The organism is Streptomyces sp. NPDC051219 (genome assembly GCF_040682335.1).
In the GTDB taxonomy this organism is placed as follows: Bacteria; Actinomycetota; Actinomycetes; order Streptomycetales; family Streptomycetaceae; genus Streptomyces.
Genome location: NZ_JBFBAS010000068.1, coordinates 1 through 11,596, shown reverse-complemented (window position 1 = coordinate 11,596; position 11,596 = coordinate 1). Strand labels below are relative to the sequence as shown.

Annotated in this window: 10 protein-coding genes and 2 pseudogenes; 3 read left to right on the top strand and 9 right to left on the bottom strand. The window is 67.9% G+C overall.

Annotated elements, in window-relative coordinates; genetic code table 11:
* The 3 genes and pseudogenes from AB0M62_RS34415 to AB0M62_RS34405 all read right to left on the bottom strand — a co-directional run.
* The coding region (locus AB0M62_RS34415; protein ID WP_366078263.1) for an IS607 family transposase at window positions 1-440 on the bottom strand (440 nt) is incomplete at its 3' end.
* Between the two features lie 235 nt (window positions 441-675).
* Complete coding sequence (locus AB0M62_RS34410; protein ID WP_366078264.1) at window positions 676-2,409, bottom strand: BCCT family transporter; 1,734 nt, start codon at window positions 2,407-2,409, stop codon at window positions 676-678.
* Between the two features lie 125 nt (window positions 2,410-2,534).
* Window positions 2,535-3,164, bottom strand: a pseudogene (locus tag AB0M62_RS34405) (carboxypeptidase); the annotation flags it as partial.
* A gap of 488 nt (window positions 3,165-3,652) precedes the next feature.
* Here AB0M62_RS34405 and AB0M62_RS34400 point away from each other — a divergent pair.
* Window positions 3,653-4,045, top strand: a complete 393-nt coding sequence (locus AB0M62_RS34400; protein WP_366078262.1) for a YcxB family protein — start codon at window positions 3,653-3,655, stop codon at window positions 4,043-4,045.
* A gap of 254 nt (window positions 4,046-4,299) precedes the next feature.
* On the opposite strand, the gene AB0M62_RS34395 is transcribed toward AB0M62_RS34400, so the two are convergent.
* The 5 genes and pseudogenes from AB0M62_RS34395 to AB0M62_RS34375 all read right to left on the bottom strand — a co-directional run bounded on the left by AB0M62_RS34395 (window position 4,300) and on the right by AB0M62_RS34375 (window position 8,496).
* Window positions 4,300-4,524 carry a hypothetical protein gene (locus tag AB0M62_RS34395; RefSeq protein WP_366078261.1) on the bottom strand — a complete coding sequence of 75 codons (225 nt, stop codon included), beginning with the start codon at window positions 4,522-4,524 and terminating at the stop codon, window positions 4,300-4,302.
* A complete protein-coding gene (locus AB0M62_RS34390; RefSeq protein WP_366078260.1) occupies window positions 4,521-4,769 on the bottom strand; it encodes a hypothetical protein in 249 nt (82 codons plus the stop codon). Before AB0M62_RS34390 ends, AB0M62_RS34395 begins: the two co-directional genes overlap by 4 nt.
* Before the next feature lie 636 nt (window positions 4,770-5,405).
* Window positions 5,406-6,185, bottom strand: a complete 780-nt coding sequence (locus AB0M62_RS34385; protein ID WP_366078259.1) for an NAD(P)-binding domain-containing protein — start codon at window positions 6,183-6,185, stop codon at window positions 5,406-5,408.
* 273 nt (window positions 6,186-6,458) lie between these two features.
* Window positions 6,459-7,309, bottom strand: a pseudogene (locus tag AB0M62_RS34380) (IS5 family transposase).
* Window positions 7,310-7,737: 428 nt separating this feature from the next.
* On the bottom strand, window positions 7,738-8,496 hold the full coding sequence (locus AB0M62_RS34375) for a CAP domain-containing protein (protein WP_366078258.1): 759 nt from the start codon (window positions 8,494-8,496) through the stop codon (window positions 7,738-7,740).
* A gap of 900 nt (window positions 8,497-9,396) precedes the next feature.
* Here AB0M62_RS34375 and AB0M62_RS34370 point away from each other — a divergent pair.
* A complete protein-coding gene (locus AB0M62_RS34370) occupies window positions 9,397-9,693 on the top strand; it encodes a DUF6193 family natural product biosynthesis protein (protein ID WP_366078257.1) in 297 nt (98 codons plus the stop codon).
* Between the two features lie 47 nt (window positions 9,694-9,740).
* On the opposite strand, the gene AB0M62_RS34365 is transcribed toward AB0M62_RS34370, so the two are convergent.
* Window positions 9,741-10,856: an AI-2E family transporter gene (locus tag AB0M62_RS34365; protein ID WP_366078256.1), complete on the bottom strand. Its 1,116-nt coding sequence runs from the start codon at window positions 10,854-10,856 to the stop codon at window positions 9,741-9,743.
* Window positions 10,857-11,168: 312 nt separating this feature from the next.
* On the opposite strand from AB0M62_RS34365, the gene AB0M62_RS34360 reads away from it, so the two are divergent.
* On the top strand, window positions 11,169-11,501 hold the full coding sequence (locus tag AB0M62_RS34360; RefSeq protein ID WP_366078255.1) for a hypothetical protein: 333 nt from the start codon (window positions 11,169-11,171) through the stop codon (window positions 11,499-11,501).
* Window positions 11,502-11,596: the final 95 nt, after the last annotated feature.

Here is an 11,596-nt window from a genome sequence, read left to right as displayed (position 1 = left end):
AGGATGACCAGGCGACGTCCGTGCGCGGCCAGCGCGGCCTCGACGAGTTCGACGTTCATCCGCCCGAGGCGGTCCTTGTGCTCGACGACCACCGTGGTCACGGCCGGGTCGGCCAGCAGGCGCCGGACCTTCGCCCGCCCGCCGTTCATGCCCGAGGCGACCTCGGACTCGACGCGCACGACACGGTGCCCGGCCTTCGCCACCCACTCCGCGAGCCGGGCGGTCTGCCGCTCCAAGTCAGCCTTCTGGTCGTGGGAAGAGACCCGGGCATACAGGCCCACGCCGCCGATGACGCCGACGGCCTGGCTGGCCTCGACGTTCACCAGGATCGTGCGCGGACCCACCCGCATCGCGGGCACCGGCAATGTTCCTTCACGGAACCAGCGACGCGCGGTCTGCGGGTGGACACCCTGGGCCCTCGCCCACTCGGTCAGATTCACAATCCCGACCGTACAGAGTGCTCACTCATAAACGCTCATGATCACTCACTCTTCACTAGAACGAGTGCAGTTCAACCCCCGGTCCTCGCCGATCGACGTGTACGTCCGAAGGCCGGCCCAGACTGCGAACACGTCGCTGAGCGCGACGGCCGTCAGCGGCACCGACACGGCGACCAGCAGGCCGCGCGACGACGGCGGTACCCGACTCGGCAGCGGAGGACGCGGACGAAGTTCGTCAGGGACCCTTGGCACCGCCTCCGGCCCCGGGATCGCCTTCGGTCCCCGTCCCCGGTTCAGGACCGGATTCGGTGCCCTTGTCGGCCTCGGGCGCCCGTCCGATACGGATCTCGAACTCACCCGCGTACTTCTCATGCCCCGCGATCACGGCCGTCTCCATGGCTTCCTCGGCGACCTCGCCACGGATGATCAGCGGGTCCAGGCGCAGATCGCGCATGAGGGACATGCACATGCCGATCATCACGAAGACGAACGGAGCGGCGACGAGAATCGTCAGATGCTGCAGACCCGCCAGGGCGTCGCCCTTGCCTTCCCCGACGAGCAGCATCACGGCCGCCACACCACCGGTCACCACGCCCCAGAAGACGACGACTAGCCGGGCCGGTTCGAAAGTGCCCTCCTGGGAGAGCGTGCCCATCACGATCGAGGCGGCATCGGCCCCGGAGACAAAGAAGATCCCGACCAGGATCATGACCAGCAGACTCATCACGCCCGCGATCGGGAACTGCTGGAGAACGCCGAAGAGCTGGCCCTCGGGCGTTGTCTCCTCCCCGAGCCGTCCGCGCTCATGGAGCCTCATCGCCGTACCGCCGAAGATGGCGAACCAGATCAGACTGACGGTGCTGGGAACCAGGATCACGCCGCCGACGAACTGACGGATGGTGCGCCCACGGCTGATACGGGCGATGAACATGCCGACAAATGGCGTCCAGGAGATCCACCAGGCCCAGTAGAAGACCGTCCAGCTGCTCAGCCAGTCTGCGACGCCCTCGCCCCCGGTGGCCTCGGTACGGCCCGCGAGCTGCGGCAGATCACCGAGGTAGGCGGCGATCGACGTGGGCAGCAGATCAAGGACGAAGATGGTCGGCCCGGCGATGAAGACGAACCCGGCAAGCACCACGGCCAGCACCATGTTGGTGTTGGACAGCCACTGGATTCCCCGCTCGACACCGGAGACGGCCGAGAACACGAAAGCGACCGTCAGTACCGCGATGATGGAAACGAGCAGTCCGGTGCCGGCCTTCTCCATCCAGCCCAGTTCCCTGAATCCGCTGCCGATCTGTAGAGCGCCGAGGCCCAGGGAGGTTGCGGAGCCGAAGAGCGTGGCGAAGATCGCGAGAATGTCGATCACCCGGCCGGGTACGCCGTCGGCGCGCTTCTTGCCGATCAACGGCTCGAAGACCGCGCTGATCGTCTGCCGCCTACGGCGCCGGAAGGTGCTGTACGCGATGGCGAGGCCGACCACCGCGTAGATCGCCCACGGATGAAGGGTCCAGTGGAAGAGCGTAGTGGCCATGGCCGTCTGCATGGCTTCCGCCGAGTCTGCGGGGTCGGTTCCAGGCGGCGGGTTGATGTAGTGCGCGAGCGGTTCGCTGACGCCGTAGAACATCAAGCCGATGCCCATTCCTGCGCTGAACATCATCGCGACCCAGGACACGGTGCGGAACTCGGGAGCTTCGTGTTCCTGGCCGAGCGTAATCCTGCCGTAGCGGCTGACAGCCAGCCAGAGAGCGAAGACCACGAAGGCGGAGGCGGCCAGTACAAAGGCCCAGCCGCCGTTGTGCATCAGGCCGTTCAGCAGGGTGTCGGATGCTCTCTCCAGCGCCTTGGTGGAGACGGACCCCCAGACCACGAAGGCGAGGGTGAGCACGGCCGTCACACCGAACACCACCCGGTCGGTCACGGGCGGCTTGTCCTCCTGCGGGTGGCGGCCCGGCAGAGCCGCCCTCACCGGCAGCCGACGCCGTTGCTCCGGCTTCTGTTCGTCGTGCGACACAAGCGGCACCTTTCACGGTTCTGGGGGACCTGCTTTCGCTCTCCGCTACCCCCTACCACATGTGATGCACACCACAGCCCTCAACAGGCGGCGCCCGGTCCACCTGAAGCGAGGTGATAGGCCGCACGCGCGTCGAGGAGCAGCGGGACGAGCTCCCGCTGCGGCTGGCGCAACGGTACGAACGCGCCGCTCTCGTCCGGCTGTGACCTGACGCCGTGCAGCGCCAGTTCGTCCTTCACCTCCACGTACTTGGCGCCATCAAGGCGATAGCCGCACGGTGGGTCCTGGAGCGTCGTCTGCTCGGGGGTGCGGGGGTGTTGTCGGCACCGCCCAGATACACGGGGCCCCGGTCCTCGAAGCGGGTCGCCCTGGCCCTCGCCGTCACGGCCTCGATCCGGCCGCGCCGCCGCTCGTCGCTGAACGCCAGCAGACCTTCCAGCGCCGCCGGTTGGCTGCTGACCCGGCGCCGGTTGTTGAGTGCCGGGTCCTCCTTCTCCCGCTCGGTCAGCGGATCGACCCGGCTCTATGAGCAGCCCGACCGCGTTCTTGATCCCGGAGGTCTTGCGCAGGATGCGTTCCTGACCGTTGCCCGCGGTCTGCTTGACGGGATTCCCGGTCACCGGGTCCGTCCAGATGCCGTACGTACCGGTGCTGTAGCCGCCGTCGGCCGCGGCCGGGCGGACGTACGCGCCCGGGAGCGTCTGTACCTCCCGGCGCACATCGGCGTCGGGCTTCGTAGAAGGTGTTGAACGTACTCGTCACTCGCTGCCAGTAACTGGCCTAAGACATGACGATGCAATCCGCCGTTCCGGCCGCGGTGCCGCCAGCGCCGGCCACCAGGATGGTCCGTCCCTGCTGCCTTGATACGGCTGCCCGAATCGCACCTGCGGACGCCTGGGCGCCCTCGTCCGGGTTCAACTCGCCGTAAAGGGTCAGCAACGCTGGCAGGTCCGCCTCAGCCGCTGACCGCAGAAGTGATCTTCATGCGACGCTGAGCGGAATCCGGTGACTGGTTTGCTTCGCGACCAGGTCGCCAACGGTCTTCTCCGCGCTGGGTTGTCGCCCTCGGTGTACAGGATGGCGCTGTCAATGTGACCGTGGCAGACGAGCATCACTCCAAATAGCGCCGCACAGCCGCACCTCAGCAACGGCCCCGTCGCCAGCCCGAACCCCTTTTCAGGGGCTGCTGGCACCGCTGGTGGCGGCGGCCGCTGTGGTCGTCTTCGCGGCGCTCCGCGATGCCGCGCTGCCCGTGTGGATCATCTCTCTGGTGCTCTCCGTGGGAATCGCGTCCTGGGGAACCGTACGGGGGCTGCGCACCATGGCCCGCCGGATATTCAGCATCGTGGAGCCGTACGGGCAGTGCCGCATGGTGGCCGACGACCGCGGCGCGGTCAGCACCGGCGAGCGGGTGTCCTTCACCACCGACTGGACGGTGTTCCGGGAGTACCTGGAGACGCCCGGGCTCTTCGTGCTGCTGGGCGGCGAGCGCGCGGCCGGGGTCGCAGTGCTGCCCAAGCGGGGGGCCCAGGATCCCGCGGACGTGGACCGGCTCCGCGCGATCCTGGACCGGAATTTGAAGCGGCTCTGATCTGGAGCGAACGCCACCGGTCGGGGCGAATCGCCACAGCGACGCGATGCAGGCCCATGACCCGCAGCTCCGGCAGCGTCGCGGCGGGCGCGCCACCACCACCGGCGGGATCACGGCCACCAGTACCGGCTCCGGCTCACCGCGCAGCGCCCGCAGACACGCCGGGCACAGCTGCGACGTGCAGCAGAGGGCCGCGCGCATGATCAAGCGGCCAACCCACAGAGGTGCGGCCGCGGTGTCGACGGCGAGCGCGCTCATGGGACCGGCGCCGCGAGGAGGGAAACCAGCTGCGTGTCCTTCAGGCCCGCGCGGTACGTCTTGCGGCGCTCGGTGTGCACGCTCCGCCGGGCCAGGCACAGTTCGCCAGCGGGGACGTGGCAGTCCGGGCAGGGGACGGAGAACGCACCGTGCCTGAACCGGCGGTTCGTCTCGTACATTGCGTCCAGCATCGTGTCGATGGGTGACATCTGGGCGGTCACGCGTTCTCCTCCGTGCTTGCCGGGGCCGCTTCCTTCGACGGCCACGGCTCCCAGCGTGTGACCGCCTTCTCCACCTGCCCGCCCGCCGACGACTTACCGGTCTCGAAGTCCCGCATGCGGTTCTCCCAGACGGTGATCCGGCCGTGCGCCGTGGCCGGCTTGGCGTACGGCCCCTCGTACGGAGTCTCCTCACTGCCGTCAGCGCGCGTGAAGACGATGACAGCACGGATGGAAGACTTCGCCACCCTCGGGGTTGCTGCTGCGGGCCACCAGGCGTCCACCCCCTCGAGACCGGAACGGTGATGTCGGACGGGAGCCTTCGGGCAGCGGCGGGTCATCGGTGCGCAGGCGGTACAGCCACATGCCCCTTTCGTGGGCGCCTCGGCGCGCTTGCCACCGGACGGTGGAGCAGCCCGGCCGCTCGGGTATCACCCGTAGCAACCCTCAGCGGCACCGTGGACGGCGGAAGGGCGAGCGGCCCGGACGCGGGGCCTCGACGCCCCTGTACGGGCCGTCCGGGAACGCGACGGGGTACGGCGCACGGGGGCCGGGTCATGGCCTCGGCGGACCCTCCGGTGCTCCCCCACCCAGTCGAACACCCTCCACGGCGATCGGGCTGGGGCTGTAGCCGAGGACCGCCCGCAGCGCGGCGACCGCGGACAGGAACTGGTGCCGGGAAGGTTCCTCCACTGGTCCCGCAGCAGCGCGCAGCGACCCGTGCGCCGTCGGCCGCGAGCCGCTCGGCGATGGCTCTCCCCACGTTCCGCCACGGAGGTTCAGATCCGTCTCCGGTGCTCGCGGCCGACCGCGGCACGTGACCGTCTGGAACCTGAACCGCTCAGCGTCGCCATCGCCCGCGCGCCGTGACGCTCCACGTCAGCTCACGCACGGAACGCTTCCGAACGTTCCGGAGACGCCTGAGTCAGGGCCTTCGCGACCTCCTCGACGCCGGCGCGCAGTCCATAGACGGGGGTGCCGGGCTGCTGGCGCCAGGACTCCTCGATGCCGCCGGCGTCCACGGTGTCGAAACCGAGTTCATCGATCAGCTCACGGACGACCTTCTTGGCGGCCTCGTCGTCACCGGCCACCGGCAGTGCGATGCGTTGCGGGTCGCCCTTGGGGCGCGGCCTTTCGATGATGTCCTGGGCGTAGGTGCCGTTGAACGCCTTGATAACCGAGTGGCCGATCTGCCGCTCGGTCCAGCGGCTCTCGGCCAGCCCCTCATCCTCGATCATGGCGAGCTTCCCGTCGCGCTCCTTCGGGTAGTAGTTGCCGGTGTCGATCACGGCGACGTTCTCGGCAGCCTCGCCGAGGAGGCCGGCCGGCAGGTCGGGCACGTTCTTCAAAGGTACGGTCACCACCACGACCTGGGCGCCGCGCGCCGCCTCGGCTGCGGCGACCGGGGTGGCGCCGGTCTCTTCCGCGAGCGCGGTCAGTGTGTGCGGGCCGCGTGAGTTGGCTACGGACACGTCGTGCCCGAGCGCGGTCAGCCGCCGGGTGAGGTTTCCCCCGATGTTGCCCGCGCCGATGATGCCGATCTTCATTGGATCCTCCTCATTGTGCTGGAGCCATGTACCCCATCTGGTTGCAACCGCGGGGCCGTCAGCGCTATTTCGGGAGAATGCATCGGTTGGCGCAGATCGGCTGTTGGGTTTCGCCATGGGCCTCTCTCCATGGCGCCCCGGAGCTGATGAATCAACTGCGGCGACGCACCCGTGCGGGTGCGGAGGTGTCGTTGATCTTGCACTTCTGGCCCGAGCCGGTCGTGATGACCTTGGACTTCTCCCGGGTGTCGTAGGAGCCGTTCTCGACCTGCTGCAGGGATTCAGTTTCCGGGCCACGACGCGGTAAGCCGGGACCTTGGTGAGCATGGCCTTATCGGCCAGTGACTTCTCGCAGTCGGCGTGGTGTCCTGAGACCGACCGGCAAATGGATCACTTGAGGCGTCGGGTCGTGGGTCGGCCGTCCCAGCGGTAGCGGCTCGTTGCTCGGCGGATCAGCATACGGAGCGTGACGATCGTGGCGGCGAGGTAGAGGTAGAAGTCCACGGTGGTGCCGGTCTTCTCCGTGCAGCGCCGCAGCTTGCCATAGTCGTTCATCCATGAGTGCGTGCGCTCGACCACCCAGCGCTTGCCTGCCTCGATCGGGGCCGGTACGCCCTTGCGTGCGATCTCGGCGGTGAATCCCAACTCTGTTACCGTGAACGGGACTTGGCACTGTCGTAGCCGCGGTCGAGGTTGACGTTGACCGTCGTCGGCATCGCGCCGACTTGAGCCTTCGCCGCGTCCAGGGTGGGACCGAGCAGGGGCGAGTCATGCCGGTTGGCGCCGTCGGAGACGATCCCGAGCGGGACGCCGCACGTGTCGGAGGCAACCGAGCGCTTCAGTCCCTGCTTGCCCCGGTCGACCAGGGAGCGCCCTGCCTTCTCGCCGCCGGACGGGGCCTTGGTGACGCAGCCGTCCACTGAGATCTCTCGCAGCCCGAGGCCGATCATCCGGTCGTACGCCACAAGCGCGAGGGCGTGCTCCTTTTCGGATATACCCAGTTCAGCCCACTCTTTGACACGTCGTCGGATCGTACGGTCAGAACATCCGGGAGTGGAGATGCGCTCGTATCCGGAGCCGTGGACCAGCGCGAGCACGATGTGCTCGAAGACCGTCCGGTCGGCGATCCGGCGGCGGTGACAGCCCAGCGGATGGTCCGCGACGAACTCTCCCCGGGCGGGCAGGAGTGCGGCGAACTGGTCCCAGAGGGGTTCAAGCAGGCAAGATGGCAGCGCGGGCACGGCCGTCCTTCGTGATCACTTGAGCGTAGAGAACTCCATGATCACGGGGACCCGTGCCCGCACTGTATCCAGCCCATCTCCCGAACCCACAGCGGCCGCCTATTGCCGGTCGGTCTGAGTCAGGAATTCTGTTCCCCACGAGTTCGGCCGCCCCGTGCCGACGCCGAAGACCAGGCACTGCGTGGACGGCGATCAAGGCGATGACGAAGCGCTCGAGCGGAGTTGTGGCCTGGTCGAGCAGACCGGAACGTCGCTCCACGGGCCACGATAACCGGCTCATTGCCTGCTACGAGTCCGCGCCGGGCCCCACGGCCGACGCTGCGGGGCGGACCTCCCGATGGCGGAAGGTCGAGGCCGTTCATCCGGTGAAGGATGCGCGCCGTCCCCGCAGTCGGGCCCGGGGAGGCATGGTCGGATTCCTGGTGACCCTATCGGGCTGTTCCGAAGTCCTGTGTCCAGTAATTGCCGGGCTGCGCGAGACCGATGCCGATCTCCTTGAACTCACAGTTGAGAATGTTGGCCTTGTGGCCGGGGCTGTCCATCCAGCCCGTCATCACGTTCTCGGGGGTGGTGTAGCCGTAGGCGACGTTCTCGCCGTATGTCCTCCAGCTGTACCCGGCACGCGTGATCCGGTCGCCCGGATTCGACCCGTCGGAGCCCGTGTGGGACATGTTCGTATGGGCAGACATGTCCTTACTGTGGTCGAGTGCAGCCTTTGACAGTTTTGCGTTCAGGGTCACCGGAGAGCATCCGGCCTTGCTGCGCTCGCTGTTGACGAGCTGCAGAACGCGGGCCGTGGCCCCGGACGCCGGGGCGGTGGCCGTCGGCGCGACGGGCATCGCGGTCGCCTTGGGTGCGCTGGGCGTCGCGGTCACCTTCGGCGTGGGTGCCTTCGGCGTGGTCGGCGTCGCGGTGGCTTTGGGTGCGCTCGGCGTCGCGGTGGCCTTCGGCGCACTCGGCGCCGCCGCGTGCTTCCACCACCCTCCCGCTTCCCGCTCATGACCCCATGAGGTACCCGCCCAGCGCTGCTCGGCGTCCTCGCCCTTCCAGTGGCGGGGGGACTGCCTGGCCGCATCCTCCTCGAGATTCATGCAGGCCATGGCGGCGGAGGGCACGCCCACGGCTCCCACGGCAACGACAGCGATGGCTATCTGCCGGTAGTACGTCTTCCTACGGTGCTTACCCATGCGTGGCCTCGCTCGATATCCGCGGCGCTCCGAGCCGGTACGGCTCAGGCGCAGGATCTGCGCCGCAGCCATGCCAGCTCGGGGCAGATCCTGCGCCTGAACTGCTGAGATGCTTTGCGGTCGCCATTGTTAGAACCGGGGCCGGGGCAGGGCAACGAGCGTCCGTACTACCTCGCTTCGTAGGCGCGGACGACCCTTGAATCGGACACACAGGCGTGCTGGTCCGGCTCTGGGACTGCCGGAAGATATTGACGCTCCGTCAGAAGCCCTTGTTCGCTGCGCGAACGGGCGAGAGTGCCGAGCGGAGCGAACAGGACCAAACACTGCAAAACATTTGTCGGCATCAAGACGGACAAGTCTTGCTATGTCGCCAAGATGTCATCTACTACTCAGCAACCTAAGTGCCAAATGCTGTGTGGCCAACGTCACGGAACCATGGACGCGCCGACATTCCCGCGTGACTCCTCTGCCCCACTTCGCCGCTTATGAGCGCGCCTACGAGGCGGCTCGGAAGGTGACCAAGGGGAAACCGCGGCGGGGCAGCCCACGCCGACGGCCCACACCCCTGCAGGAGTGCGGGCCGAAGCAACGTGGCGCGGGGGCGACTGCCGGGGGTGACCCGGGGGACCCCCTGCACGTCACCCTCGACGGCATGGCGAACAGCCGATGAGACGGCTTCGGGACACTCCCGGGTCCGTCGTAGCCCGGCCCCGGTGGGAAACGACCTGGGAGATGAATGTCATTGCCAAGAAGGTACCGCGTACCAGGGCGATCTGATGTGCGAGCCGGACCCCTCTTGGCGACCGTGGGAAACGATTCATTGGTACTCGAACAACAAGACAGCGACCCTCCCTGAACCGCACATCCAGGGCTCCCGAGCCCGGAAACCGTATCCGCCGAGTGGCAAAGGATTCTGGAGCACGGCGAGAACCTGATCAATCCCGCGATAGCGTGGACCGCTCACGCGAACCACGCCTGCGAGAGCTGTTCCCGCTCATCAACCACGGCTCTCTGCACCTCAGCCGGTGCACCCAGTGCCCCTGGACGAGCGACGTAGGTGCGCTGTACCGCCATCTCGAAGGCGTTCGTGTTCGCCCTGGTGGACCAGGCCCTCGGGCACGCTCGAAGCCCAGCATCTCCAGCAGGCGCAGCCGGTCCAGCCAGTCGGCGAAGGCAATTGGACCGCAAGGGCTGTGACGCTCCTGTATGCACCACGCCGCCCCCGTTCGGCCGCGTCGCGGCTCTCACGACGGGAGCGTGGCAGCGGTGTGCGACTCGTCGGTCTCCGGCTCCTGCGGCGGGTCACTGAGCTGCTCGCGCAGGTAGTTCCAGACCACCGCGATCAGCGCGGCGACCGGTACGGCGAGCAGACTGCCCACGACGCCGGCCAGGCTGCCGCCCAACGTCACCGCCATCAGGACCACCGCCGCATGTAGGCCGAGCCCGCGGCTTTGGATCATGGGTTGGAACACGTTGCCCTCGAGCTGCTGCACCACGACGATGATCGCCAGCACGATCAGCGCGTCCGTCAGGCCGTTCGAGACCAACGCGATGAGCACCGCCACCAAACCAGCGAACAGGGCACCCACGATCGGCACGAACGCGGAGACGAACGTCAACACCGCCAGCGGGAGCACCAGTGGTACCCCCAGGACCCACAGGCCGAGGCCGATGAAGATGGCGTCGAGAAGGCCCACGACTGCCTGCGAACGCACGAATGCGCTCAGAGTGTCCCAACCGCGCGCGGCCACGGTCGGGATGTCGGTGGCGAGCCGGCCGGGAAGCTGGCGGGTGAGCCACGGCAGGAACCGCGGGCCGTCTTTGAGGAAGAAGAACATCAGGAAGAGCGCCAGGACGGCGGTGACCACGCCGTTGACCACGGTGCTCACCCCCGTGACGATGGCGGTGACCATGCTGCCGACGCTGTTTTGAATGCGGGCGACCGCATCGTCGACGGTACCTGTGATCTGGTCGTCGCCGATGTTCAGCGGCGGCCCGGCGGCCCACTCGCGCACCTTGTGGATGCCTTCGGTCACGCCGGTGGTCAGCTCGCCGGACTGGGACGCCACTGGCACCGCGATCAGCGCCACGATGCCCGTGGCGACGAGGAGGAACAACACGGTCACGGCCGAAGCGGCCAGGGCGGGACGCCACCCGTGCCGGCGCAGGAAACGGGTGAGGGGCCAGGTCAGCGTGGTGAGGAGCAGGCCGACTACGAGCGGCCAGACGACTGACCACATCCGGCCCAGAACCCACAGGGCCACCGCAGCCATCACGAGGACCAGCAGCAACTCGGCGGAGATGCGCGCCGATGCGCGGAGTGCGGCGCGGGTTCTCGTGGAACTCAACGTGGCAGACATGTGATCACTCTATTAGCACTCCGTTCACGCTTCGCTATCGCTGCTGTTCATGGGCACCACCCAGAACTGTCGACGGACGGCGGAACTTTCGCGGACGAGTCGGCCGCGCACGTGCTCAGTCACCGCTGCCATGCTGGCCACATCGTCGAGGTCGGTCGACTCAACTGCCGCCACCAGCGGGGTCTCCCCCACTGGCGGCCAGGCATGCGTCCGGAATCCTGGCGCCGGGGTGTAGCAGGCGGGCGAGCTCGCGGGCGGCAAGGAGAAGTTCGGCGCAGTACAGGGGTGCGGAGGCGTGGATCTGCCAGCCGAGTGCGGCTGTTCAGCGAGGGACCCGCGACCGGCGAGGGCGTGGTCGAAGGCGTCGGCCACGACGAGGCTGACCGGCAGCTGAAGCGCGCGCAGGTGGTGCTCGGTGAAGCCGGACCAGGTCGCGATGCCATTGCGGGTCAGGCGGCCGCTTCCTCGAGCGCCGTAAAAGCGGCGCGCAGCGGGTACCTGTACCTGCCGGGCGACGAACTCCACGGCCTCGCCCGGAAGCTTGACCCGGCCCCCGGGGAACCCGCCGTGCTACGTATGGAATTCAGCAGCATCACGCAGCCGAACCGCGTCGCACCGCGCTTGCCCGCCACGAGCGCCTCTTGATAGTCATCCCGGGCCCTGTCGGTCCCGCCCCGTGGCCGGGAAAATCGGGGCTGGTGCCCGTCCGGAGGACGTCGATAGAGCTTGGTGCCGAACAT